Origin of the sequence: Labrenzia sp. 011 (genome assembly GCF_003075075.1) — a bacterium.
Lineage (GTDB): Bacteria > Pseudomonadota > Alphaproteobacteria > Rhizobiales > Stappiaceae > Roseibium.
Genome location: NZ_QCYM01000001.1, coordinates 450,593 through 477,576, shown reverse-complemented (window position 1 = coordinate 477,576; position 26,984 = coordinate 450,593). Strand labels below are relative to the sequence as shown.

The 26,984-nt window shown below is 61.5% G+C and carries 20 protein-coding genes; 9 read left to right on the top strand and 11 right to left on the bottom strand.

The window, feature by feature from the left end; all coding sequences use genetic code 11:
- The first annotated feature begins 69 nt into the window (after positions 1-69).
- On the top strand, positions 70-753 hold the full coding sequence (locus tag DCO57_RS02035; protein ID WP_116697159.1) for a MotA/TolQ/ExbB proton channel family protein: 684 nt from the start codon (positions 70-72) through the stop codon (positions 751-753).
- A gap of 11 nt (positions 754-764) precedes the next feature.
- Here the strand turns inward: DCO57_RS02035 and DCO57_RS02030 are convergent, their stop codons facing one another.
- The 11 genes from DCO57_RS02030 to tssI form a co-directional block, all read right to left on the bottom strand.
- Positions 765-2,435 (bottom strand): hypothetical protein, encoded by a 1,671-nt coding sequence (locus tag DCO57_RS02030; protein ID WP_116697158.1) that lies wholly within the window; start codon positions 2,433-2,435, stop codon positions 765-767.
- A complete protein-coding gene (locus DCO57_RS02025; RefSeq protein WP_116697157.1) occupies positions 2,432-2,854 on the bottom strand; it encodes a biopolymer transporter ExbD in 423 nt (140 codons plus the stop codon). Before DCO57_RS02025 ends, DCO57_RS02030 begins: the two co-directional genes overlap by 4 nt.
- Before the next feature lie 38 nt (positions 2,855-2,892).
- A complete protein-coding gene (locus DCO57_RS02020) occupies positions 2,893-4,818 on the bottom strand; it encodes a serine/threonine-protein kinase (protein WP_116697156.1) in 1,926 nt (641 codons plus the stop codon).
- Positions 4,815-5,582: a protein phosphatase 2C domain-containing protein gene (locus DCO57_RS02015; protein ID WP_116697155.1), complete on the bottom strand. Its 768-nt coding sequence runs from the start codon at positions 5,580-5,582 to the stop codon at positions 4,815-4,817. The genes DCO57_RS02020 and DCO57_RS02015 overlap by 4 nt, the downstream gene beginning before the upstream one ends.
- Entirely contained in the window at positions 5,579-6,274 is a 696-nt protein-coding gene (gene tagF, locus DCO57_RS02010; protein ID WP_116697154.1) for a type VI secretion system-associated protein TagF, read from the bottom strand. The genes DCO57_RS02015 and tagF overlap by 4 nt, the downstream gene beginning before the upstream one ends.
- Before the next feature lie 3 nt (positions 6,275-6,277).
- Positions 6,278-9,937, bottom strand: a complete 3,660-nt coding sequence (gene tssM, locus DCO57_RS02005; RefSeq protein WP_116697153.1) for a type VI secretion system membrane subunit TssM — start codon at positions 9,935-9,937, stop codon at positions 6,278-6,280.
- 39 nt (positions 9,938-9,976) lie between these two features.
- Entirely contained in the window at positions 9,977-11,566 is a 1,590-nt protein-coding gene (gene icmH / locus DCO57_RS02000) for a type IVB secretion system protein IcmH/DotU (protein WP_116697152.1), read from the bottom strand.
- Positions 11,566-12,900, bottom strand: coding sequence for a type VI secretion system baseplate subunit TssK (tssK, locus tag DCO57_RS01995; protein ID WP_116697151.1), 1,335 nt, complete (start codon positions 12,898-12,900; stop codon positions 11,566-11,568). Before tssK ends, icmH begins: the two co-directional genes overlap by 1 nt.
- Positions 12,901-12,960: 60 nt before the next feature.
- A complete protein-coding gene (gene tagH / locus DCO57_RS01990; RefSeq protein ID WP_116697150.1) occupies positions 12,961-14,679 on the bottom strand; it encodes a type VI secretion system-associated FHA domain protein TagH in 1,719 nt (572 codons plus the stop codon).
- 22 nt (positions 14,680-14,701) lie between these two features.
- Positions 14,702-15,298, bottom strand: coding sequence for a hypothetical protein (locus tag DCO57_RS01985; protein ID WP_116697149.1), 597 nt, complete (start codon positions 15,296-15,298; stop codon positions 14,702-14,704).
- Positions 15,299-15,361: 63 nt separating this feature from the next.
- Positions 15,362-17,194 (bottom strand): type VI secretion system tip protein TssI/VgrG, encoded by a 1,833-nt coding sequence (gene tssI, locus DCO57_RS01980; RefSeq protein ID WP_133192612.1) that lies wholly within the window; start codon positions 17,192-17,194, stop codon positions 15,362-15,364.
- A 391-nt stretch (positions 17,195-17,585) separates the two neighbouring features.
- Between tssI and DCO57_RS01975 the strand changes: the two genes are divergently transcribed.
- From DCO57_RS01975 to tssG, 8 genes are all read left to right on the top strand, one after another.
- Entirely contained in the window at positions 17,586-18,284 is a 699-nt protein-coding gene (locus DCO57_RS01975; protein ID WP_165814601.1) for an OmpA family protein, read from the top strand.
- A 72-nt stretch (positions 18,285-18,356) separates the two neighbouring features.
- Complete coding sequence (locus DCO57_RS01970; protein WP_116697146.1) at positions 18,357-19,637, top strand: type VI secretion system ImpA family N-terminal domain-containing protein; 1,281 nt, start codon at positions 18,357-18,359, stop codon at positions 19,635-19,637.
- A 294-nt stretch (positions 19,638-19,931) separates the two neighbouring features.
- The gene (gene tssB, locus DCO57_RS01965; RefSeq protein ID WP_116697145.1) at positions 19,932-20,486 is read left to right on the top strand and encodes a type VI secretion system contractile sheath small subunit; all 555 of its coding nucleotides are present in this window, start codon (positions 19,932-19,934) and stop codon (positions 20,484-20,486) included.
- A complete protein-coding gene (tssC, locus tag DCO57_RS01960; protein WP_116697144.1) occupies positions 20,487-22,010 on the top strand; it encodes a type VI secretion system contractile sheath large subunit in 1,524 nt (507 codons plus the stop codon). It begins immediately after the preceding gene.
- Positions 22,011-22,217: 207 nt separating this feature from the next.
- Complete coding sequence (locus DCO57_RS01955; protein WP_116697143.1) at positions 22,218-22,703, top strand: type VI secretion system tube protein Hcp; 486 nt, start codon at positions 22,218-22,220, stop codon at positions 22,701-22,703.
- Positions 22,704-22,847: 144 nt separating this feature from the next.
- Entirely contained in the window at positions 22,848-23,399 is a 552-nt protein-coding gene (tssE, locus tag DCO57_RS01950; RefSeq protein ID WP_116697142.1) for a type VI secretion system baseplate subunit TssE, read from the top strand.
- Positions 23,396-25,393 (top strand): type VI secretion system baseplate subunit TssF, encoded by a 1,998-nt coding sequence (gene tssF / locus DCO57_RS01945; RefSeq protein ID WP_116697141.1) that lies wholly within the window; start codon positions 23,396-23,398, stop codon positions 25,391-25,393. Before tssE ends, tssF begins: the two co-directional genes overlap by 4 nt.
- The gene (tssG, locus tag DCO57_RS01940; protein ID WP_165814600.1) at positions 25,390-26,973 is read left to right on the top strand and encodes a type VI secretion system baseplate subunit TssG; all 1,584 of its coding nucleotides are present in this window, start codon (positions 25,390-25,392) and stop codon (positions 26,971-26,973) included. Before tssF ends, tssG begins: the two co-directional genes overlap by 4 nt.
- The last annotated feature ends 11 nt before the right edge of the window (positions 26,974-26,984 follow it).

Below are 26,984 nucleotides of genomic sequence, written 5' to 3'. Positions count from 1 at the left end.
TGAGCCTGCACTCAGAGCACAAGGCGAGACTCCGTCCCGTGTTCGGACGAACAAGGAAACAGCGGCCGCATGATTGAGACCTCTTCCTCTTTGCTCGAACTCGGGGGACCGGTTGTCCTTGTCCTTCTGGGGATATCCGTTGCCGCGCTTGCGGTGATCCTCGCCAAGGCGTTCCAGTTCTCAAGCGCCCGTGTCGGTCGCCATGGCCAGGTCCGGCGCGCCGTCGCCCAATGGCGCACGGGCGAGAGAAACAAAGCGGCCCAGAATCTTCTCAAGGACCGCTCCCTGTCCGCCGCCCTAGTCCGAAACGCGATGGACGCAATTCAGTTGCTGGACCGGCAGTCACTGTCTTCCCAGGAACGTGACATCCGGGAAGAGCGACTGAGGGAAGAAATTTCCGCCCGGGCCGCCGACCGGCTTTTCGGTCTGGCAAGCTGGCTGCGGGCTCTGGATCTGATCACCCAGATCTCGCCGTTGCTCGGGCTTTTCGGGACGGTTCTCGGCATGATCGAAACCTTCCAGACCCTGCAGGACTCCGGCGCCGCGGCCAATCCGGCCACCCTTGCGGGCGGCATCTGGGTCGCGCTGCTCACCACAGCTTGCGGCCTGGCCGTCGCCATACCTGTTTCCGTGGCAGTCACTTGGTTCGAAACGCGGCTGGAAAAGGAACGGGTCGCGATCGAAGTGCTGCTGACGGGTGTCTTCACCGCCGGGTCCGGAAGCATGTCAGACCCGGCCTCCTCAACCGCCTGACGACGATCATGTCAGCGGGTTACCTTGAATGCCGTCAGGGAATAGACCCCGGGTGCGGACAGGACCTCGGCGACCCGGTCGGCAGGTAGACTGGAAAACCCTTCAGGTTGACGGTCCTCCGGCCGGTTCCAGATGGCGAGCAGAAGCGCTGTCTCGCTCTCCTGTTTCGACAGAAGCGTGACAGGCACGGAAAAGCGCCATCCGCCCGCGGTCAGCGCATTTGATGCCGGAAGGATATAGGCTCGGCCGTCGTGGATCTGTCCGCCATCGTCAATCAGATAGAGCTCCGGCGGTCCCTTTCCGTTCAAGGATACGCCGGTCCCTTCCGCCGCGGCGATCCGGTCCAGCGGCAGATCCCGCTGAACGACCCCGGAAACCCTGGTTCCGCTGGCAACGATCGTCCTGTCCAGTTCCACAAGTCCGGCCGCCTCGACGCCTTCCGACACGCCAAGTGCGTTCAGCAGAGCGCACTGCTCTCTGGTCACCAGGCGTACTTCGATTTTCGCCTCATAGCCCTGATCGGCGGCAAAACGCTGGTCGAAAATGGCAAACGGCGCAATACCGGCTCCATAGGCGGTGACCGCCGCGCTGTCGGCGCCGGCCGACATGACGGTCAGATGAGCACAGTCGCCCGGATCGTAGCTGGCAACATAACCGGAGACCTTCGCCAGCGGATCGATGCTCGCGACCTCGACCGGTGCAACGCCCTGGGCCGGTTCCGACGTCTGCGGCGCTGCCGGAACAGCAGATATTTCGGGCCGTGCAGGGTCTATGGCCGTGACATCCTCCTCGGCGGGGCGAAGCGTGGCGATCTGCTGCTCCACGGGCCTGACGGCCTGAACCGGTCCGGTGCCGGTCTGGCCGGAGCCCGAAACAGCTCCTCCTGTACCGACCGCACCAACCCTGGCCCCGCTCACCGGCACGAGCTTCTTTGGTGCCGAAACCGCTGCCTTCGGAGCCGAAGGAGCTGCGACGAGCGCGACACTGTCTTGAGCCGGACGGACATTCGAATTTTGCGGCACGGGCTCTGGTGCTTCCGCATTCCCGGAGGGCGGGCCGGTTACCGGTGAGACAAGCGAAACAGCCGGCTTGACGATGCGCCCGCCGACCTGAGCCGCACCAGCACGCGCGACCGGGCCCGGCTCCGCGACCGCCACCTGTTGAGCGGGTGTCAGGGTCTGGTCGACCGGACGCAGGGCCGTCAGGGTTTGAGGCTGTTGTGCGGGCACAACCGGAGCCGTGGCCACCGGGCTTGCCTGAGGTTTTGCCGCTGCGACAGCCTGCAGGACCGGAGCCTTGGAAGGTTGCGGCCTGTCGGGCCGGGACGCTTCCGGCTTGACCGGCTGCAAGGCGTCCCCTTCCACCGGTCGGGCGGAAACAACCGGTGCCGGAAGAACCGGTTGCGGCGTTGCCGAGGAGGATACGACAGGCGCCGCTCCCGGGACGGCTGTCTGAGAAGCCTCACTCTCGACGGCGGGCACGGGGGCAAACGTCAGACCGCCGCTTTCAATGATGACCTCGGTTTCATGCTGCGGCACCGGCTCGTCCGGAAGAAACGACATATCCGGCAGGCCGTAGATCAGAACCGAAATATGGATGGCGACCGAAGTACCGAGAACTGCCGGCCACAGGAACCCCGGAATGTCCCACTGACCGTCATCATTGTACGGCGCCGCACTCACGGCCCATCCGCCTCGATCGTTACCAGCGTCAGATGCTTGATGCCATTTGCCCTGAGCCTGTCCGCAAGGGCTGCGACGGCCTCCATTTTCGCGCGTTTGTCGACCTGAACCGCCAATCTGTCCGTCTCATCGGAAACGCCCTGCAGAAAAGTCTCGAGCTGGGCAGCCTCCAGCCGCTCGCCCTCGAACCACACCTCACCGCTGCGAACCAGAACGAGGCTTCCCTGAATACTGCCGTTTCCCGTCCCGGAAGATGTCTCCGCCCATTCAAAATGCTCAGGCAGTGTGGGTTTCAGGGTTCCGGCGACCAGAAGAAACACCAGCAGCAGAAACACCACATTGATCAGGGCCAGCGAACTGTCGGCCGCCCGATGCGCCATGGCCCGGGGAAGATGGATGGGTTTCGTATACCGCTTCATGCCTGTTTCACGCCCCTGTCACGAGTCCCCCGGCCTGTTCACGGCACGACCTTGATCGTCGTCGCGGTCGCCCGCAGAACCGGCACATCCTGCGACAGGCTTTCAAAGAATGGCTTTGCCTGTTTTTCGCTCCGGCTTCGAAGTGCAGAGGCGATGTCCGGTCCGACCATGGCGATGACCAGGCCGGTTTCCTCCGACGAGCTATTGAGACTGAGCGGAACCACGAACCCGGCGCCGCCGTCATCGCTCTGGATATAGGGCGACAGGTTGACCACTTCGCCGGTGCTGGAAATATAAAGCAGACCGAGACCACCGGTGGCCGGGTCATGGCCGGATATCCGCCCGGCCATGTTCTCGCCGTTCGGAATGACGGTACGTTGCATATCCAGGTAGAGCTTCGTCTTTGCGCCCCCCTGAGGTGTTGCCCTCAGGAACGCGATGGCCGGGCATTGCGCGTCGGTGACGAGATTGACCTGAATCTTGGCTTCGAAGCCCTGGCTTTCGGTGAAATCACTGTCGAAACTGATGAATGGCGGTGTGCGTGAGGCAAATCCCTCGATTTCCGCCTTGCGACTGGCGATCTCCACCGGCTGCAGATACATGCAGTCCCCCGCCTGATAGCTGCGGACGAAATTGCGGATACGGTCTTCCGGATTCACCGCCTCCGGCGGGTCCTCATTCACGGGAATGTCCGGCGGTGCGATATTGGCAACCTGATCGCCGGTTTCCTGCGAGACCGCGTCGCTCCCGCTCTCCTGCGCCCCGGAAGTCTGTCCCCCGCTTGCCGGGAGATCCACAACAGGGGGGACGGAAGGATCTGTCTGTCCGGGACTGGCCGGTCCCGTTTGCGTCTGGTCCGTCCCGGGATCCGGCGTTTCCAGGCGCACCGGGGCTGCAGGTGCGTTTTCGCGCGGCGCGGCCACCAGAACCGGCTTGTCTTCCAGATCCGGCACCGTCTGGCCGGCGAGAAAATAGACCCCGCCTGCCCCGAGCCCCGCAAAGCCCAGAAGGGACACGGCGACAAGAATGCGACGGCCCCATCTGACCGGCGGTGGTGTTTCGTCGAGCGCGGATTGTTCCGGCGGCGGTCCAGAGGGCCGGATGATCGTCGCCTCCTGAACGCGCCGGGTCATGGGGGCACCGAGCGTCCATTCGGCAATTTCCGCCATGGACGCCGGTCGGTTGGCCGGATCGGGCTGCAGCATAGCTTCCAGCAGCGGACGGAACCGGGCGTCGATTCCGTCGAGCGCGGGCACCTGACGTCGTTTTTCGACGATCTGCACCTGGGTGCCGCCCATGTCGATCTGTTTGCCCGTCAGCGCCTCCGCCAGAACAAGACCGAGCGAATAGATGTCGCTGCGCGGGGTAACCTTGCCGTCGTAAATGCCCACCTGCTCGGGGGATACGTAGTTCACCTTGCCGGCGAAACCGTCGCCGATGATCGTCGGGCCGCCGGTATTGGACCGGGAAATGCCGAAATCGATGATCTTGGCCTGACCGACATCGCCGTTCTGCAGGATGATGTTGTCCGGCGAAAGGTCGCGATGGATGACTTCCCGGTCGTGGACGGCCTGAAGCGCCGAGGCGACCCTGTGGAGGAGACGATAGACCGCTTCGGGCTCAAGGGGACCGGCTTCGATCCGCTTGCTCAGGGACGGACCGGCGACAAATTCCATGGCCAGATAATAGATGCCGAGCGTCGGCTCCTTGGCGAAGACGAAATACTGCGTCAGCGCATCATGCTTCAGTTTTCGCAGGATCTTGGCTTCGCGCTTGAACAGATCGAGGATCATCGGATCCCTGGCGAAACTCGCCAGCAGCACCTTGATGGCGACCGGGTCGCCGCTTTCCACATCCCGAGCCCGATACACGGTGCCAATGCCGCCGTCGGCGATATGCTCTTCAATCTCGTAAAGATTGTTGAGCCGTGTTCCTTTCGGCAGCAAGTTCTGAGCAGGGCTCATCTGTCGGTAGCTCCTTCACCCGCGGCAACGCGGTCAATATCCACGATCACCACGGTCACATTGTCCGAGCCGCCTCCATCGAGCGCCCCCTTGATCAGGCATTGCGCGGCCGCGTTCGGTGCACCGTTCATCAGGAAGGTTCCGATCACGGCATCGTCCAGATGCCCTGTCAATCCGTCCGAACATAGCAGAAAGCGGTCGCCCGGCAGCAGATTGCCGGAAACCATTTCCAGCTCGAGATCCAGACCGGAACCGATCGCGTGGGTTATGACATGACGCCGCGCGAAAGTCTTGGCCTCCTCCTCGGTCAGGACATTCTGGTCCACCAGCTCCTGGGCCTCGGTGTGATCCGTGGTCAATTGCTCCAGCTGACCGTTCCTGAACCGGTAGACCCGGCTGTCCCCCGCCCAGATGCAGGCAAAGTTTGTATCGTAGGTCAGAAGCGCGGCAATAGTTGTCCCCATGGGACCGTTTTCGGCCCGGTCGGCCGCACTTTCTATCCGGTCCTTTGCGACGATCACGCGGCTTTCGAACTGTTCCAGCAGATCCTCGGCACTGCGCGGGCGGGAGATGTTGCAAAGGGCCTGTCTGACGAGATCCGAGGCCATTGCCCCGCCACTCAGTCCTCCAGCCCCGTCCATGACCGCAAAAACGCCCTTGCCTTCGTCAACGAAATAGGTGTCCTGATTTTCTTCCCGCACCCGTCCGGTGTGCGTGACCCCGACCGCGAATCCGCGAAGGGCTTCCTGAGTTTTCCCGATCATGTCCGACTGTCCTCCGGATGATACAGCCCACGAGTTGTCCCTGCTCCGTCTTCATCGCCGGCAACCGTGCCACCATGGTTTTCCGGTAGTATCAGCCAGCGGAAGGCTGTCGCATGCGGCAGGCCGGCACAGGCAAACGCATATTCGCGATCCCCTGCCCGGCAGCGAAAACCGGCACTGAGCCACCTCCCGGTTTCCTCCATTGCCGCAAGCTCGGGCGTGCCGGAGGGAGCATCCGCCGGAGCCGTCTCCGCCGGCAGGCCGAGACCATCCACCGCGTCGCGAAATCCGTCCAGACCGGCATCCTCCCGCAATGTCTGCAGCAGGATCGCTTCGGTCGCCTCGTACCAGTCACCGACGGGCCTGCCGCCCTCCTGCTCCGCCGGGTTGACGGGTGCGACCACCGTCAGGGGGAATTTCCGCCCGACCCGATCCACATTGGGCATGAAAACTCCGGCCACGGCGCTTTCAAGTCTGCCGCCGTCCGTGGGTTTTACCCAGAATCGCCAAAGCGGCATGGTCATATAGGCCTCCTCCCAGGCGTCTTTCAGCTCCAGCCGGGACTGCGCAAGCCCCTGGATCAGGAACGGCTCCCACAGCCTCAGGAACCCTGCCGGGCAGGAACCGGTCACGAAGTCGGCCCGCGCCGGCAATTTGCCAAAATAGCCGCTGCCGGCCGTCCCGCCTGCCATGCCCTAAAAACTCGTCGGACAGCTGAAGTCCCCGACAGCCGACAGGAAGAACGGATTGGGTTTCGACCGCAAGGTGATCGTGAAGGCCACCTGCCGGCCGCCGAGCGTTTCCCGGACCACGAACTTGTTCGGATCGGAGCTCACCCGGTTGGAGCGGATGAAACGGTAGAAGGCCCAGTCGCCATGGATTTCCTGCCGCGACCGGTATCCCGGCACTTCCGGCTGGATCACCAGCACGACCCGCGGCGTTGCCGTGTTGCTCGGCCAGTCGAAACTTGCCGGGAGCGGCTCGATCTCCGCGTTGAATCCCGGTCCGCGCGTGACCAGAACCAGGTTGCCGTTCACCTCCAGGCTCGCGGCGTCCGCCTGTTGCGACAAGGCACGCGGAACAACCTGAAGACCGACGGAGGGAAAGGCGTTTCCTGTCGGAAAGAAGGCCTGCTTGATCAGGTCAGCACGCTCGAACTGACGCAAGGTGGCGTTGGACAGCCGGTCCGATTGCGAGACTTCCGGTTTCCACGTCCACGGCCGCACCGAGGTATCGACCAGGGGTTTCAGGTTTTCGTCGAAAAATCGCTGCATGATCCCCGAGGGCGAGAACAGTTTGGCGAATTCGGTCATCGGAACTTCCGAACGCCCGTTGGTGAAGGGGAAGTTCCTGCCGACGATCCCCTGACACTGGCCGACAACCTGCGACTTCAGCTTCTCGTTGAGCTGCGTGATCGAGGTTTCCTTGAACTCCTCGTCGAATTCCTTGGCCGCCTGCAGGATCAGTTTGTCGAAAGGATTGGGAAACCGCGTCGCATTGCTCCTGAGCAGGGACGCCTGGATCTGGACATTTGAGTTTGCCGTCTCGCTCTGCAGCGGGTTGTTGGCAACCACCAGAAGATTGTCGAGAATATTCTTGAAGTTGACCAGCAGGGCATCGATCTTGCGGCTGTTTTCCCCTTCCACCAGCACGTGGTAGGGGCGGAAATGATCCTCGATCGCCTTGCCGGGAATGATTTCCGGTCCGCCACCACCGCCCCCAGAAACCGCACCCAGCGCTCCCGAGACTCCATTCGGCGCAAGCGCCTTGATTCCGGCCTCGAGACCGATGCGTTTCAGACCACCGGAGGAATCGAGAACATAGCGCTGGAAGATCTTCTGCGCCGCTTCGCCACCGGCATCCTGCGCTTCCCCCCCGGAGGAGATTCCGGCAATGCCCTGGCTGGAAAGGTCCTGGGTCAGCAGCGTTTCCCGACGAATGCTTTCCAGAATCTGGACGACGGGTGACGTTGGAGCGGAAACCGCCTGAAGCGCCGTATAAAGCGGCTTGTCGTCCCGCATGGACTTGAACTTGAGGTTTCCGAGGGCATCTTCCCAAGCCTCTATGAAGTCCCTGGTATAGAGAGACAGGATTTCCCCCGGCAGCGACTGGTACTGATCGGCAAAGGCATCGGCTTCGCCGATGTCGCCGAAGACCCAGTTGTCACGTTTGAGTTCCTCCCGGATACCGGCCAGATTCGGCAGGACAGTCAGGTGGAACCCCGGGTAGGTAAAGAACTTGTCGACGGAGACCGTGTCCAGTGTATCGCCGTTTTCCGTCTCGAAAACGGTCTCCATGTCCGGGCCGCCACGCTCTTCGGCAATCCAGTTTTCGCTGGCCAGGCCCTTGGCCCGGGATTTCAGCAGGGCATAGCCGCGCTCGGCGACGCTGACGCGCGCAAGCTCGCGCTGGACCTCGGCAACCAGAACACCGTCGAGCTGGCTCGTCAGAACATTGCCGCCGAAATCCAGATCCAGCATGGCCCCGACATGGGAATTGAGTTCATTGCGCAGAACCTCTCCCTGGGGGCCGGGGAAACTCTGAAGGAAATCCGCACGGAAGGAATTCTTGATCTGCTCCTTGTCGATTTCCGGCGCGTCACCGGCCACCATACGGTAGAGCTTGGTAAGATTGTAGAGATCGTCGATGTCCTGCCCGCCTGGTCCCGTCCGGTTGTCGAGCACGTCGGTCATCTGCTCCTCGATCCTGAGCAGAAGACGCGGGCGCAGCAGGCGCTCAAGCCCGCTGCGGTAGGACGTGACGCCTGCCGCCTCGAGGCGTTCGCGCTGGCTGAGGCCGAATTTTTCCATGAAGGGCGTCGGATTGTTCCGGCTGTCATAGCCGGCAGGCAACGCGCGCAGCAGCGACAGGATATAGGCCGTGTCACGCAGGCTGTCGTCACGAACCACCCGCTGATCCAGCACCCCCTCACCTTCGGCGCGCACGGCCGCCACGGCCTTGGCGGTCTCGTCGATCAGGGCCCTATTGTTGAGATAGCTGACCGTCCACAGAGTGCCGAGGCCGATCGTGACCAGCGCTATGGCCGCATAGGCACCGATCCGCGCAGCCGTGGCCATGCGCACCGCCTGGCGGTTGTGGGTGACCCAGCCCGCTTCGCCGATGATGACCTTGGTCAGGAGATCCCGGAGAAAGTAGCTCTTGCCCTGACCGGACAGCGCGGCTGCCTGATAAGCCGTGCCGAAGGCCTGGCTCATGGAGCCAATGACCCGGTCGATCGCCGTTCCGGTCTGGGTGCCGGAGGTGAAGTAGAACCCGCGCAGGACCGCGTTGGGGTAATATCGGCTCGGCTCGAAGATCGCATTCAGGAAACCGGTCATCCGCTCCCTGAGAGCGGCGACCTGTGTCGGAAAGCCATAGAGCATCAGACGCGCGCGCGGATCGGGTTCCTCCTGCAGCCTGTCAGCCATCTCCTCGTTGAGGCGCTCGACAAGAAGATCGAATTCGGCGGGCACTTCCGCCACCATGTTCTTGTTCTTTTCGCGTGTCTGGAACGTCGCGCCCCATACGAGATTGCGGCGGCTTTCCGGATAGGAGCCGAAAAACTCCATGAAGCCGGCGATCGTGTCGGCCTTTGTGAAGATCACATAGACGGGAAAATCGATCTTCAGGGTCTTGTAGAGTTCGATCAGCCGCGACCGGATGGCGTCCGTATGAAGCTTCAGCTCCTCTTCCGACAGGGTCATCAGGTCTTCCAGGCTGATCGACACCATGACGCCGTTGACCGGCTGGCGCGGCCGCGCCTTGCGCAGCATCCTGAGGAAACCCAGCCAGCCCTCCCGGTCATGCTCGGCGTCGGAGTCCTGTGTGGTGTAGCGTCCCGCCGTATCGATCAGAACGGCATTTTCCGCAAACCACCAGTCGCAGTAGCGCGTGCCACCGAGGCCTTCGAGTTTCTGCGCTTCACCTTTGCCGCGGGCATTGGCGAATTTCAGACCCGAATGAACCAGAGCCGTCGTCTTTCCCGCGCCCGGCGGTCCGATCATCAGATACCAGGGAAGATCATAGAGATAGGTGCGTCCGCCGCCGCTGGCGGTTTTCAGGGTCTTCAGCGCATCCTTCATGCGCTCGGACAGGATCTCCATGTCCTCATCGCTGGCCTTCGGCTGCAGGATCTCCTGTTCCAGTGCCCGGTTGGCAGCAATGCGCCTGTAGATGCGGTAAGCGGTCCATCCGCCGATCGTCAGCACAATGAGCGACGCCAGAAGCAGGCGCACCCAAAGCGGCTCGAACGGGCGCACGCCGGCAATCGCCAGGAACGGTCCCCCGAACCAGATCAGTGCGACAAGGGCAAGAATGCCTATCAGAATTGCCGATATTCCAAGCCAGAATTTCATTGATACTGCCTTAATACTGCGGTTGCCCGGCCTTGAACTCTAATTGTTGATCACCAGACCCTTGGTCGGCGGCTTCAGGAAGACCTCGACACGGCGGTTGAGCGCCTTGCCTTCCCGGCTGGTATTGGGCGCGATCGGCTCATCGGCTCCGCGTCCTTCCACCTGCACCCGTCCGGGGTCCTGGAGGACGGCGTCCATCACCGCCGCGACGGACTTCGCCCGCTCGACGGACAGGTGCCAGTTGCTCGGAAAACGCGGATTGTTGCGGATCGGGTCGCTGTCGGTATGTCCGACGACGAGAATTTCCCCGTCCACCTCGCCGAGCGTCTGGGCCACCTGTTCGACCAGAAGCTGGAATTCCGGCCGCAAAGTCGCCGCGGCGACGTCGAACTGGGCGCGCATGCGCAGCATGATCGCAGGTCCCGCCTGCGAGATTTCCAGGCCGTCCAGACCCGCAAGCTGTTGCGAAACCGTGTCGATCGTGGCGTCCTGGGGCGGTGGAGGCGACGGCGGCGGTTTGGGCTGGTAGCCTTCGCGTGCCAGTTCCACCGGGCCGTTCGGATAAAGAGCGGCGGCACGGCTGGCGAGGACTTCACTGCCGCTGGACAGCAGCAGCATCAGGGTCACATATCCGCCGAGCAGCAAGGCCCCGGCGACAGCGGCCACCGACCAAATCGGAACGGAAAAGCCGGTCCGCTTCTGCAAGAGCTCCAGACCGCGCCAATGAGGCGACAGATCGTCTCCCGGCCGGGGCCGGACACGTCTGAGAATCTCGTGCAGGTCCCGCCGTTCGCGCTCAAGCCCCTGCTGACCGCCCTGAATGGCCCGGTATTTTCCGTAAAACCCAAGCGACAGGCAGGCATGCATCACCTCCAGGACACCGTAGTTCCGGCCCGGGTCCTGTTTTGCCTTTTCCAGGAGCTGGTAAAATTCGACACCGCCAGTGGCCTGCCCGAAAAACTGGGTCAGCATGGAATACTGCGTCCACTGATGCCGACCGGCGGACGGCAGGTTCTGAACGATATCGTCCGACGTGGCGCAAAGCGCATAGGCGGCGGAGCGAATCTGGTCATCGGTGATGCCGGCGCTGCGCAGATCCTTCTCGAAGGTCTTGATGGAATTGTAGACATCGCGCATCAAAGCATCGAACTGCGCGTCCGTCATCGTCAGATGCAGACGCCCCAGCAGCAGAAGCAACGGCGCGGCCGCGCGGGAAATCGGATTGCGATTGGCAACCCGGATCTGGTTGATATCCGGTGTCTGGGCCAATTGTCCGGCGCCCTGCGGCGCGGCGGGACCGGAAGCGCCATAGGGCGGCGGTGACGACTGGGGACCGGGGGGCGGCGTCCTAAGATCGGGGGCCTGCTGCTGGCCGTATTCGTAGCCGGCCGGCGTCGGCGCATAGGGGTCCGGCCCCGCTCCGGCGCCTCCCTGCCACGGGTCCGGCGCACTGGCCGGGCGCTGTGGCTGCGCAGGCTGTCCCGGAGGAGCCTGAGGCGGCGCAGGTGTCTGGGCCGGTGCCTGGGGCGCGCCGGGCTGCGTTTCGCTCCAGCGGCCGCCGGGATTGGGCCGGACAATGGTTTTTCCCTTGCGCTTGGATACACCAAAGGGATCGTCATTATCGGGCATCAGCGGCCCTCCCGGATGGCATAGAATTCAAGCTGCAGATCCGGCCAGTTGCCGGAGAACTGGAGCCCGATCGCGGAATCCTGGCTGAATTCGCGCCAGAGCGGCGTTGTCTTGTCGAGCCTGAAATAGACCCTGTCCGTCAGGGCCCTGATCTGCGCGGGCGGCACCGGCATGTGGATCAGGGGAATGCCCGGCAGGTTGGAATAGACGATCTGGCGCATCTGTCCGAAAGGCCCGACCTTGAAGAGACGCGGAAATTCGGTCTGAATTTCCGTCAGCGGACGGCGGGCGGCCACCTCGATCACGAAGCTTGCCTGAGAGAACAGGTTGCGATCGACGATCGTCGACTTGAAGGCATTGGGTGCCAGTTGTTCCAGAGGCAGGCGAATCGCACGGCGGTCGTAACCGGCGGAAAGGAACGCCTGGATATCCGCCAGGACCGGCTTGAAGATGTCGTGCAGCCTGTCATGGTCATAGACCGGATAGTTGCGTGCCCGGCGTTCATCGGTGGCGAAGGTCGCCAGTTCTCCGGCAAGCTGCAGGAACTCCGAATAGACGCGTTCGGGATGAACATAGGCCGACTTGCGCAGATGCATCAGCATCGGATGGGTCCGGTTGAGCATCTGCAGCGTCAGGTAATCGAAATTCTGCAGACCGCCGCCGGCGGAAGTATCGGCTGCATAGCGGGCCAGTTCGCTGAGCTTGCGTTCCACCCAGCCGATGACCGAATCGATCCAGCCGGTGACGACGGGATGCACATGACAGGCCAGAACCGGCGGCGCGAACGCTCCGTCGGTAATGACGATACGGTCCTTGATCTCGGTAATCCGGGCAACCGGAAGACAGACCTGGCCGGGGTGCGGCGTGGAGCGGATGGAATACATCAGCCGCGGATGGGCAACGTCGATTTCCTCTTCCTGACGGATTGCCGAGGTCGAATCGATGATCGTCTCGCGGCCCTGAAGATAACGGGTTGCCGCGTCCTCGCGCCCGTTCGACACTTCCACTGCATTGACCGTCGTTTCGGGTATCCCCAGCCAGACGATCTGGCCTGCGGCATCCTCGGGAACGTCGATCGCAGGCGGGGGCGTGCCATCCGCCGGAAAGTTGAACACCGTACCATCCGGAAATATGCCCCGGCCGTGACGCAGGGCGAAGCGGCATTGCTGGCCGACATCCTGATCGATCTCAAAATCGGAGAAGCCCCAGGGATAGGCGGACGCAAGCCTTACCCGTTCATCGAGCAGATGCTCCGCATAGCGATCGCTCTGCTGAAGGTGGTGCGGCCTCAAAAACAGCCCTTCGGTCCATGCGACCTTGCTATACCACGACATAAAGGCACTGCTCCTTGACATATGGAACGCCGTAGCGCTCTACGAATTCAAAATACGGTATTAATCAATCTGCCCGGATTGCTGCTCCGGGTCTTCGCTTGTCAATTCTTCATAGCTTTCCGTAAAATACTGAGTGAATACACCGACAAGACCATCGTCATATGCGCCGGACAGCGAGGTCCAGCGTTCTTCCATCCGTTCCCAGAGTTTGGCCTTCTGACTGCCGAACGGACTTTTCGCAGCCTTTCCCTCGCGTTCAATCGCCCTGGGTGACAGCGTATCATCAAAACGCGCAGCCGCCTTCTGCATGGCGGAATAAGTCCAGACGTGATGCTTTTGAATGTCCCGGAAGGCGGCCCGCATCGCCTGGCCCATCGGCAGATAACCGTTGTCTTCCGCTCCCTGGGAAAACATGGTCTGCAGGGCCATCTGCGGGGTTGGCGAGAATTTCAGGGCGTTGTTGCCGCTGCGGCTTATCAGGGTGCGATTGGCATTGCGGGTCATCGCCTTGACCTGGCTGCGGGCCTGCAGCAGGCCCATCAGATCGCCGGTAACCCCTTGCAGGATCGTTCCGAGTTCGCGGGCGAACTCTTCCGGATCCCGTCCCTGAAGCACATTCTCAGGAATGCCCGCCCCCTGTGCGAATGCCTTGATGAAATCGTCACGCGCAGGCGCTGGTGTGGCGGCTGCTGCGGCTGGAGTGTCAGCCGGCGACAATGCCGGAGCTGTTTCCGGCTCCGGATCAGCGGCAGATACGGTTGCCGGAACCGCTGCAGGTGATGGCGGCTGGAGCGGCGCAGGAGCCCCCTCGGGCGGGACGACCGGCGCTGCCGGGGTCTCCGCTTCAGCCGTCGCAGCGGGCGCGGCGGTTACAGGAGCTGTCCAGGAATCCGCCTCGGGAAACGGTGACGCGGCAGCCGGTTCCGCTACAGCCGGCGGAACCGGAGACGGTTGCGCGTTCTCCTGAGCCACTCCTCCACCGCCGAGATCGGGCATGTCGAACAGCGGCGGCCCCGGTTCGTCAGGGGCGCCGGACAAGGGTGGAAACGGCGAGGCAGGCGCCGGCTCGGACGGTGCGAGACTCGGCTGTGAAGCAAGGTGATCCAGGGGATCTGCCTGCGCGGGCCTCGCAGCTTCCCGATCGGGAAATTTTGCCTGCGGATCGTAGAGCGCGGGATCGGCGCTGCCCCATCCGTGTCCCTGCTGACTCCAGACATCGTCCGCAGGCGTGCCTATGCCGGGGGCCGACGATGGCGGAGCGTGCCGCCCTTCCATGCCGGACGAAGGCGCGCCCCAAGGACTGCCACCGGACTCCTGAACCGGGTAGGGCGCCGGATCCGGAAGGGTTGAACCTGATGGCCAGCCAGGATCAGGGGCGGCCGGTTGCGGCGCATTCCACAGGGGCGTTTCACCTTGGGGCATGGCAGCCGGGCCCGCGGACACCCCTCCCCCGATTGTTTCGCCTGCTTCCAGCGCAACGGAGATTATGTAATCGCCGATCATCAGCCGGTCGCCGGAGCGCAGCGCATGCGCCCTGTCCATACGATTGGGACTGCCGTTCAGGAAGGTGCCGTTTGTCGAGATGTCGTGGAGTACGAACTGGCCGCCCTCGAAACGCACTTCGCAGTGCTTGCCGGAAATCACACGGTGGGGATCGGGCAGACTCCAGTCGAGATGCTCGTGGCGACCGATATCGAATCCCCGGTCGGCGCAGCTGTAGGAGACCTGGCCTCCGCTCTCAAGCCGATCGACATTCTCGATCTGCAGCGTAATACGCATTCCAGCACATCCCTCGGATTGCTTACGACAGGACCGGAACCTGCCCCTTGAGGCTGACCACCGGCATTGAACCACCTTCGGCGAAGGACAACCCCGCGGAAAGGCATGATTTGAGCGCTTCGTCCCGCCTTGCGAGATCCACCGAGCCCAGCGCGATCAGCAAGGCCGTATTGACCGCCTTCGCAGTCAGATCGTCGGGCATATCGACCCGCTGCTCCGGATTCGGAGACAGGGACCCGCCGGACCAGCCGGCCGCCAGCCCGATCCATACTGCGGCGCTGTCCGATCTGGCGGCTTCGGCGGCCGCATGAACGGCCGCGCGGGCATCCTCGTCACCTTCCCGTACCCAGGTTTCGCTGAGCACCAGAATCTGACGGTCATCCTCTGTACTGTTTCCGTCCAGACCTGCGACGCATTTCATGCCCCACCACACGGATTCCCGTTTCGGCAGCACATGCGCGAAATAGGCAAGCGCGGTCACCGGCTCTTCGCCGTCCTGAAGCTCCAGCGTATAGTCCTGTGGCGCGATGTCGGAAGACGGCACTTTCACCGTCTCCGACAATTCAGGATAGGTTTCGAAAACCTGTTTTGCCCTGGTAAAGCGGATACGCGATCCCATCTGCTCTACTCCGTTTCTTCCCGTTGACGTCTGTTCCGATTGCCGCAATTCCAGTGACCGGTTCTAATTGATCAGAACAAGCCCGCCTTTCAGCGTCAATACCGCGCTGGCACTCACATTTGTCAGCGTGCCCTTGGCGGTCAGCGTCCCGGACGCCTTCACATCGATGATCGGTGACTCTATCTTGATCGAGGAGGGGGTCATGACGATCTTGCTGGCGCCGCAGATGAATTCGATCTTGCTCCCGGCAGTCACCTTCCAGGTCTTGCCGATGGTTTCCGTCGTGTTGTTGCCGACGTCTTCCGTGCGGTTCACGCCGATCCTGGTCTCGCGGCAGTTTTTGACGTGCAGGCTTTCATCATGCTCGATAACGGTCTCCATGTCCTTCTGGGCATGCATGCCAATGAGCTCCTGGCCCTTGGTGTCATCGAGAACGAACTCGTTGTAACCGCCGCCGCCCTGGGTGGAATCGGACTTGATTCCGGCCTTGTTCTTTTCCCCGGGCAGATCGTAAGGGGGCATGTTTTCGGCGTTATAGACGGTTCCGATGACGATCGGCTTGTCCGGATCGCCTTCCAGAAACTGGATAATCACCTCCTGGCCGACACGCGGGATATAGATGCCGCCCCAGTTCTTTCCGGACCACACCTGGGCGACGCGCACCCGGCGAGACTGGGTCTTGTCGCGGTCCCAGTGGAATTCGACCATGATCTGGCCGTACTCGTCCACATCGATTTCCCCCTGGCCGACAACCTTGGCCGTCTGGGGACCGGGAATGCGGGGCTTGCGGGTCGTGGCCGGCGTCCTGAAGGGAATATCGGAGGCAAGGACGTCGTAGCTCCCGGTATAGGCCTCCCCCTGGGCCCCACCGCCACCACCGCCAGTACGGTATTGTTCGGCAATGATCTGATGACTTGCCCGCACCACCAGAAATTCCCGGTTCTGCGGTTTGTGCGGATGATCCTTCAGGGTGAAGAGACCACCGGCGTAAAAGCGCGGAACCTCGCCGGCCGTCTGAATTCGCTTGTCGGCGGCCTGTTCCGCTTCCAGGCGGATGTTGCTGTATTTGGAGCCCTTGTCCTTCTCGGTATAACGGCCCGGATAATCGTAATGCTCCAGGGAGCCGGCCCGGTACTTGGACCCGGCGTCGCGTTCCGCCTCCAGCGAGGCACTCGGCTTTTCAAAGTCGTAGTCGTTGACCGCGAACTTGCCGGTCCGGAACTTCCGGCTCGGAATCCAGTGATAGACATGTTCCTCATCCCGTTGGCTGTCGCCGCCAAGCGGAATGAAGGGAATTGTGGAATCGCCGACGATCGGACTGAAGGACGATCTGGCGTCGGCCAGGATCATTTTATGCTTGCCGTCCAGATGCTCGAAGAAATAGGAAATTCCGAATTCCTCCATCAGGCGGCAGCAGAAGTCGTAATCCGACTCCCTGTACTGAACGCAATAATGGATCGGATCGTAGCTTTCGGTCAGCTTGTCCTGAAAATCTGCAAAATCATGGGCGCCGAGAACCTCCGCGATAATGTCCGGAGCCGATTTGTCCTTGAAAATCCGGCAGTTCGCATTCTTGGTCAGCAACCAGAACCAGGGTCGCAGGGTCAACCTGTAAACATAGTAGGCGTCCCGGTGCCCCTGCCACTTGGCATCGGTCAAAAGCCCGTCGAAATACCGCGTGTCACCGTTGTTGGTGACCACCTTGACCGTCATATGCGTGGCGATCGCCTTGTCGAAATCGAGATCTTCCTCCTGGCTGAAAACCTCCAGGCGGATCTCGAAATCCTCGCTCATGCCCTCGTCGCACTCAACGGTGACGACCGAGAGCTCGTCCTTCCCGTAAACCGAAGTCAGTTCGGCCATCCGGTTTGCTTGCTTGAGTTGTCCCTGGGCCACGAAATTCTCCTCGGAAATACGGTTCCTGACAGCGTCGGCACTCCGAACGCTTTCAGTCAGTATCTAAGGCGTTTCCGATAAAAATAATGTGCTCAACAGCACAGTTGTTGCAAATGCTTTAAACGCCGGTCCATGTCTTATCCGAACGTTTTAATACGCCCTGCACGATTGTCCATGAAATTCAGGCTGGCACGCACTAAGTTGTTTAACCTGCTCAACAACCTTCCCATCGTGCTCCCCCTCTTGCTAATTGAGCGCAAAAGGACATACTGCTATCAAATCGTACTTTAGTGACTTTCGCCACACCAATATATTTTGAAATCTGGCACGATGCATTTCTGAACCCATTGCCACAATGCATTCCAACACTCCACGAAGGAGGATTGATATCGTGACCACACCCTTGACCACGCGTGACCGGAGTTCCTTCCGGCACCTCAAGCCCGGCCGCCTTCTGCTGGCCGCAGCGCTGTCATGTACGATCACCGGACTTGCAGCCGGCTACGCAGCTGCACAGGATGCGACCTATTCCGCCGATGATGTCACCCGTCACTTCAAGCAGCTGAAAACCCGTTCCCTCAAGCCGACCGGCACGAGCCGGGCGCTGTGCATCGGGACCCGAGACGAATGCAACCCCGATGCCGCCAAGGCGGAAGGCGGCCAGGTCGCCGTTACATCGGAAACCGAGGCCGGCAGCAATTCGGACCAGAACGCTGGCGCTCTGGTCGCGGACCCGGACACCAAGGCCATCGGCGAAGGCTTCAACCTGCTTGTCTCCTTTGAATACGCCTCCGCACGGCTGAGCCCTTCGGCCAGGACCAATCTGCGCGAATTCGCCAAGGGGATCGCCGATCCGGACCTTTCAGGCGCCACCTTCGTCATCGAAGGGCACACGGACGGCATCGGATCCACCACCTACAACCAGCGCCTGTCGGAAGACCGGGCGCTCGCGGTGACGGAATTTCTGGTGTCCCTCGGGGTCGGCCGGGACCGTCTCAAGACTGTCGGCTACGGCAAGACACGCCCCAAGGTGGCCGATATCAACGACCCGGCCAACCGCCGCGTCGAAAGCAAGCTGGTGCTCGAATAAGAGCTATCCGCCAAATTGTCTCCAGCCAGCCTCGGGGCTGCTGGAGCAATTCGATCCGCGCCGGGAGGGTGCATGAGTTTTGATCCCGATACATACGGAACAGAAGTGTCCCCCGGCGCAGGCTGCGGTCCGGACCTTTATGACACCGAACCCGCTTTCGCCGCGCTGCTCGATTCATGCGAGGAAATGCTGCCGGAACGGTTCAGCGAATTTGACCGTTCAGAAATCGAATTCACCGACTTGTTCAAGCAGATGGACGGCTTCCTAAAGCAGTCCCGAGACGTCAGACTGCTTGTGCTTCTCGCCCAGTTCGGCCTGCTCAACGGCCAGATCCACCAGTTTGCCGATGCAGTGCGCATCATCCGGCGTCTGCTTGAGACCTACTGGGACGAAGTCCATCCTTCGGACTCCGATTTCGGTCACATGGAACGGATCGGCGCGCTCGAGGCACTGAACAACCGGCCGACCACCATCCTGCCTCTCGAAGCGGCGCCGCTGATCAGAACCCGCAGAGCGGGCCCGATCAGCTATCGCACCATTCAGGTCGCCGCAGGAACAGCCACCGCCCGGCCGGATGAACATACGATCTCCCTCGGGGCGATCGAGGCCGCCCTGACTTCCGGCGAGCTGGAGCAGCAGGACATCGACGAGGTGCTGAAGGATCTTTCGGAGACGCCCGAGGAACTTCAGGCGATCACCGCCATTTGTACCGAAAAGCTTCAGCAAGACGGTGCCAAGACAGCACCGCCGGATTACGAACACCTGGTCACGCTTCTGCAGGAGATGAGCCGGGAACTCAACACCCGCCTCGGACGCATTTCCCCCGACACCGAGGAACCGGACGAGGATACCGGCCTGGAGGAGGCGGACACCGCCTCCACGGGAGAAGCGTCACAATCGGAAATCAGGAACGCCGCCCAGGCCAAACTGATTCTGGATGCGGTCCAGGACTATTTCGCGTCCAGGGAACCGTCCCACCCTGCTCTCTTCCTCGTGCGCGAGGCGCGCGGTCTTGTCGGAAAATCCTATCTTGATGCCCTGAAGATCCTGATGCCACGCCGGTTTGACGACGTGTCTCTGATTCTGGGCACCAGCGGTCTTCAGCTGTCCAATGACAGGCTGGTAGACCTCAACGACGGCTCCGATCAGGAACTCGGCGACGTTGACGGCTTTTCCGTCATGGTCATCGAGAACCGGAACGACGCCATGAAAGGCATCGCGGCGGTGAAGGGCTATTATTCGTCCAACGAGCCCACGAGCCCCATTCCTCTGCTGCTGGAGGAGGCGCAAAACATGAGCTCCGGTTCCTTCACGGGCCTGCTCAACCTGTTCCTGAGACCGGAAGACGATTGACCAGGAAAAAGGAAAAATCGCGACACCGGTCCGCTCCCCAGGGGTTTCGGCGCTTCTTTCTTGACACTTAGAGCCAAGGGGTCCTCAATATTCCGGTTTTCAGCATTTAAAAAATTCCCAAAGCGGCCAACGTGTGACTGTCGTCACTTCCCCGCAACCGGTAATCGAATTACATAGAAATCAACAAGACGAAACGCAGTTTCTGAATAAAAGCAAAATCAAAAAGCCCTGCGTGAGTATTTGACGAAATTTGACCTTTCCTAATCCGGGTCAATTAAACGAAAGGCAAGTACAATGGCATCGAATAGCGGGCAAAGCTTTATCAAGCGCAACAGGCCTCCTCGCGTTCATATTTTCTACGAGGATCCGTTCGACGCGGAGCAGAAGGTCGAGTTGCCCTTCGTCATGGGGATCATGGCGGATCTTTCCGGCGACAACCCGGGCGTCGAGAAGGCTGATATCGACGAGCGCAAGCTTCTCGACATCGACATGGACAACTTCACCAAGCGGATGGAAGCCATCGAGCCCGGCACCTCCTTCACCGTGAAGGACAACCTCTCCGGAGAAGAAAATTCGAAGCTGAGCGTTCAGCTGCGGTTCAAGAGCATGGACGACTTCACTCCGGGCAAGGTTGCCGAGCAGGTTCCGGCCCTGAAAAAGCTTCTCGATGCGCGCCGCAGTCTTGCAGCCCTGCGCACCATGATGGACGGCCGCGTGCAAGCCATCAGCCAGCTTGAAGAGCTGACCCGGGATCCGGCCCTGATGGCGGCTCTCGCTCAGCAGATCGACGCCGAAAAAACGCAGCCTGACGGCGACGCGAAAGACGGCAGCGCGACGGAGGAGGCGTAAATGAGCAACACCGATACCAGTGCCCAGACAAGTGGCGCAGCTGCCGGCGAAGCCGCGGGCGAAAAAAGCCCCGAGGAATTTGCCTCCATCCTGAAACAGAATTTCCGCATCAAGAGCGAAAACGAGACTGCCAACGCGCTCGTCGACAACGCGATGTCCACGTTTCTCGCGGAAGCCCTGTCCGACCAGGCGCTCATCAAGGAAGATGTCTACGACACCATCGACGAGATGATCGCCAAGCTCGACGAGAAGCTCACGGCGCAGGTGAATGAAATCATTCACGCCCCGGAATTCCAGAAGCTGGAAAGCGCCTGGCGCGGGCTGGACTATCTCGTCCACCAGTCGGAAACCGATGCCTCCCTGAAACTCCGGTTTCTCAACATCTCCAAGAGCGAGCTGGCAGGTGTTCTCAAGAGCTACCGCGGCGCGAAGTGGGACCAGAGCCCGCTGTTCAAGCAGATCTACGAAGCCGAATTCGGCCAGCTCGGCGGCCAGCCATACGGTTGTCTCGTCGGCGACTACGAGTTCTCTCACGAGGCCCAGGACATCACCATCCTGCGCGGAATGGCCAAGATCGCTTCGGCGGCGCATGCACCGTTCCTCGCGGCAGCCGACCCGCAGCTCATGCAGATGGACAGCTGGACCGAGCTTCCGGCCAAGCGCGACCTGTCGAAGATCTTCGACACGGAACTCCACGCACAGTGGCGCACCCTGCGCGAATCCGAGGACGCCCGGTATCTGGGTCTGACCATGCCGCGTGTGCTTGCCCGCCAGCCCTATGGCGCCAAGTCCGACCCGGTCGAGGAATTCGCCTTCGAAGAAGAGTTCGGCGAGGACAGCCACGACAATTACTCCTGGATGAACTCCGCCTACGCCATGGCCTCGAATATCAACAAGGCCTACAAGGAATTCGGCTGGACCGTCCGCATTCGCGGTGTGGAAAGCGGCGGGCTGGTCGAGGAACTTCCGACCCACGTCTTCGAGACCGACGACGGCGGTGTCGACCAGAAGTGTCCGGCGGAAGTCGCGGTTTCCGACCGGCGGGAGCACGAGATTTCCCGCCTGGGCCTGATCCCGCTCATCCATCGCAAGAACACCGACCAGGCAGCTTTCCTGGGGGCCCAGTCGGTCTTCAAGCCAAGGCAGTTCTCCGGTCCGGACGGAAAGGATGCGACCGCATCCGACAATCTGTCCGCCCGCCTGCCCTACATGTTCGCGACCACCCGTTTCGCCCACTACCTGAAGGTGATGGTGCGCAACAAGATCGGTTCCACCAAGGAATCGGCGCAGCTTCAGCGGTGGCTCAACGACTGGATCATGGACTATGTCGATGGCGATCCGGACAATTCGACCGAGGAAACCAAGGCGCGCAAGCCGCTGCGGGAAGCCAAGGTCACCATCGTCCCGGACGAGGAGAACCCCGGATACTACCGGGCCCAGTTCTTCCTGCGTCCCCATTATCAGCTGGAAGGCATGGATATCGGCATGAGCCTGGCTTCCAGAATTCCGCAGGACGGAAGCTGATTTCAAGAATTGCCAGCGGGCGTGAGCCCGCCCGCTGGCAAGCATCCCTCGCGGATGCGATCCGGTCATTTCACCGGGTGGAGGTACAAACGGGCCATATACGGCTCAGGGGTTTGGACCGCGAGGTCCGAGGTAGTTGTCAAAAAAATAGCAGACTTAGTGCCAGGCAGATTTCCTGGCCGTCAACAACCAAGAGGATCTATTATCATGGCTGTCGATTTTTTTCTCGAGCTTGAAGGCATCAAAGGCGAAGCACAGGACAAGACCCACAAGGACAAGATCGACGTCCTGTCCTGGTCGTGGGGCGCGTCCCAGTCCGGCACCACGCATATGGGCGGCGGTTCCGGTTCGGGCAAGGCACATTTTCAGGATCTGAGCATCACCAAATTTGTCGACAAGTCGACCCCGGTGCTGCTGCAGCATGTGTCCACCGGCAAGCACATCACGAAAGGTACGATGTTTGTGCGCAAGGCTGCTGGGGACAGCCCGCTGGAATACATCAAGATCGAGATGAAAGACATTATCGTCACCAATGTCTCGACCGGTGGCAGCGGGTCTGACGACCGCATCACGGAAAGCATCACGCTGAACTTCGGTGAGTACAAGTACATCTACACCGAACAGAAGCCGGACGGCTCGAAGGGCGCGGCTCCGGAGTTTGGCTGGGACATCGCGGCAAACGAAAAGAAATAAGGCATTCTGCCTGGATTGGCTGCCGCAATATCCCGCGGCAGCCAATTCGTTTTCAGGTTCGAATGGCGGGATGCCGGGACCGGTCGGGAACCGCCGGTTTTTTCCAGGTCAATCAAGAGGCGGCAGTCAGCGTGGGCGTGGCCAATGGCTAAATCTAGTATGAAAATGCACTCGCCGCTGATGTGGGCATTCCGTGCGAGCGACGACCCGGACTACAAGGCCGCCCAGGCCCGCCAGAAGAGTCCCTCGGACGGACAGAAGATCAGGTCCGGCCGCCGCCTGTCACGGTCCTACGGGATTTCCGAACACACGCTTGTCGCGGAAGTCCGTCGTGACCTTCAGTCGCTTCTGAACACCGTGAACCTGAATTCCACCCAGAATCTCTCCGAGTTTCCGCAAGTCACCACTTCCATTCTCAACTATGGCCTGCCCGACCTGTCCGTGCATATCGTCGACACGGTCCGGATCGACAGGCTCGCGGACGATATCCGCGAAGCCCTTCTCCGGTTCGAGCCGCGCATGGACCCGCGCACGCTGCAGGTCATTCGGGACGAGGAAGGCAGCGGTGACTCCTTCAAGGTACGCTTTCTGATCAAGGCGGAGATCCGCTGCGATCCGGTCCGGATCGGCAGCGAATTCATTGCCGATGTCGATCCCGCCTTCGGCCGCATCAAGATAATCGGGGCTTCGGGATGAATCGGGAATTTCTGGATCTCTACAATCAGGAGCTGACCTATCTGCGCGAGCAGGGGTCGGCCTTCGCCGAAGCCTATCCCGCAGTGGCCGAGCGTCTCGGCGGGCTCCTGGAAGACCGGTCCGACCCCATGCTGTCCGGCCTGCTGGAGGGCGCGGCCTTCCTGGCGGCGCGGGTCCAGCTGAAGATGAAACATGAATTCTCCGAGTTCACGTCCAATCTTTTCGAACAGCTTTATCCTTCCGCGCTGGCCCCCATCCCCTCCATGGTGCTCGCCCGGATCACGCCGAAATACGGCGATGCGAATTTGCGCAACGGCATCAGGATCGCCCGGCACGCCCCCATGGAAGCCGTCTTTCGTGAGCGCCAGGGCGAAGTGCGCTGCCGCTTCACGCTCTCCGCGCCGATCACCCTGACACCGCTGGAACTGACAGGAGCCCGTTACCTGAGCTCTGCCGCCCAGATCTCCGGACTTGGCGCGGAAATGGCCGAAGACAAGCGGGCCCGGGCCGGACTGTCGATCACCTTCACCCACCGGATGGCTGAAGATCCGGAAAACGAGGTCTCGGCGGAAGAGGCACTCAAGAAGCCGGAATACCAGGTGGCCGGCTGCCGGATCGATGAGCTTCCCGTCCGGCTGATCGGACCTGTCGATCTTGCGGCGAAGGTCTATGAGCAGATCTTCGGTCATACGATCGCCCTATACCTGAGGACCGAGGATGCCTTCGGACAGACCTCCCTGCAGCGCCTGCCCGTTGATGCCATCAGGCAGCTCGGCTTCGACGAGGAGGATGCCCTGCTTCGCAACGACCGCAGGATGTTCACCGGCTTCGACTATCTGCGGGACTATTTCAATTTTCCCCGCAGCTTCCTTGGCATGCGTCTGACGGGATTGCGCCGCTACCTCGACCGGGTGCATGCAAAATCCTTCGACCTTGTATTTGTTTTCGACGAGACGGAAACCCGCCTGTCGGCGCATGTGGAACCCAAGATCTTCGCATTGCATTCGGCTCCCGCAGTCAACCTGTTCGAGCGCCAGACCGACCGGGTCCCGATCAAGAAGGGACAGCACGAATTCGCGGTGATCGCGGACCGGACCCGTCCGCTCGATTACGAGATTCATTCCGTGACGGAGGTCAACGCGCATTTTTCCGGCGGTGAAAAACGCGCCGTGGAACCGCTCTACAGTGTCGCGCCGGACACGGAAAAGGCGGGGCATGAATGGTTCTATTCCATCCGCCGCATGCCACGACGGCAATCCTCCTCGGAACTGCGGCGCATGCAGCCGAGTTCCTACATCGGCACGGAGACATTCGTTTCGATTTCCAGCGGCGCCCAGGCCGCCGCATTGCTCCAGAGCGGTGACAAGCGGCTTGCGGAGCTCTCGCTGAAGGTGATGGCATCCAACAGGGCCCTTGCTGCCGACCTTCCGGTCGGCACCAATCCGGACAAGTCCGATATCGGCGATTTCCGCGTTCTTGAGGATATCGGTCTCAAGGTCGAATGCATCGCCGGTCCCACCGCGCCGCGACCGCCTCTTCTTTCCTACAATGAAAGGCTCGGCGAGGAAGGCCATACCGGGGCAATCGCCTGGCGGCTGATCAATATTCTTGCCCTCAACCACACCGGACTGGTTCACGATGCCGCCGGTGAGGACGGCCGGTCGTTCCGCGACATCCTGAGCGTGTTCGCTCCGCTTGCCGACAATTCGGCCGACCGGCAGGCCCAGTCCGTACGCGCCGTCTCGACCCGTCCGGTGGTCCGCAGGCTGCAGCAAAAATCCGGCACTGGCGTCGCCAGGGGTCTGGAGGTCACCATAACGCTCGACGACAAGGCCTTCGAGGGCGCCAGCGCTTTCCTGCTGGGCGCGGTGCTCGACCGGTTCATCGCCGAATACGCCTCTTTCAACCACTTCACCCAATGCGTGATCGCCACCACGGAACGGGGAACGATCATGAAGTGGCCGCCCAGGATCGGTGCGAAGGGGATCCTATGAGCGGAGCGGACGACAAGGATCCGGAACAGGACCCGGACTTCCCGGACAGGCCCACGGCACGGGACAAGACGGTGCTGCGGCTCGCAGACAGTGCGCCAGCCGTCTGGCCGGACGACCGGCAGCCTTTCCCGGAGGCCTCCGACACCGACGCGCCGGCAGTGGAAGCCGTTGCCGAACCGGATGTGCCGCCAGCCGGCGAAGCCTTGCCCGACACAGATGACGCGATCCTGTCGCAAGCGATGGAATCGCCTGCCGGAGACTTGCCCGAGCCGCCTGCTCCAGCGTCACCCGCAGACACGGGATCCGGCGCAGAAGACGCTCATCAACTGACCGGAAGCGCGGCGGAAGACCACGAAGACATCTTCGGAGACAAGCAGGACGCGGAACCGGAAGCCGAAACGCCGCCGCCCGCCGAACCGAGAATAGAAGTTCCCGTCCAGCAGCAATATGCCTCGCTGCTGTCGGCGCTGAGCGCGCGGATCGAAAAACATCCCGGAGGACACGATCTTCTGGCGGTCCTGCGCATGCTTGAGGGCCAGACAGCCCCGGGCGCAAAGGTTCCGGGACTGGGCGGTCCCGCGAAGACGGAAGAACCCGCCCCGCCCCGGATCGGCAAGAGCCGCCGTCTCATGGAGGACATCGTCCGCTTCGGGCAGGATCCTTCCAGCGAATTCGCGACCTCGACCATTGAGCGCGCGACCCGTGACAACTCCGGCGGTCTTGTGCTGCTGGAACGGTTTCTCGGGCTGCTGGGCCCGCAAGGCGCCCTGCCCGCGCCCTATACCGATGAAGCCATCATGTGGGGACTGCGGGGAAACGACGAGTTCCCCCGTTTTCTGGACGTCTTCAATAACCGCTTCATCCAGCTCTTTTACCGAGCCTGGGCGGATGCAAGGCCGATCGTCCAGCATGACCGGCCCGACGACGACCGCTTCCTGGCCTATATCGGCTCTTCCATCGGGCTCGGTGCACCCATCTACCGTGATCTGGACCGGATAGACGACCGGCTGAAGCTGCTCTACGCGGGCCAGATGGCGCCCAAGACCAAAAGTGCGGCGCGCCTGAAGGCGCTGATCTCCGGTGTCTTCGGGGTCAAGGTTGAAATAGACCAGTGTGTCGGAACCTGGCTGCATCTGGACCGGGACGACCAGCTCAGCCTTGGCGGCCTCGGCCCCGGCGGCGCCGGCCGTCTGGGAGCGGACACCATCGTCGGCGCCCGGGTCTACAGCGTCAGCGACAAGATCCGCATCCGCATCTTCACCCGCTCGCTCGACGAATACCGCAAGTTTCTGCCCCCGACGCGGAGCAAACCCAATCCGTGGACAGAAAAGCTCTTCGATCTCATCGATTTTTATCTGGGTCTGGAGATCGAATACGAAATTGAACTCGCCCTTCCCAGACGCTGTGCCTCATCGGTGCAGATGAACCGGAACAGTTCGGCGACGCTTGGACATATCGGCTGGCTGAAACCGCCTGCCGGACCGGCCGTGGAAGACGCGGACATCGAGGAAGAGGACGAGGACATGCTGACCGACACCCGTTTCCGGCCCGTGCGCCGCCATACATCCGTTTATCAATAGGTCTCAAATTT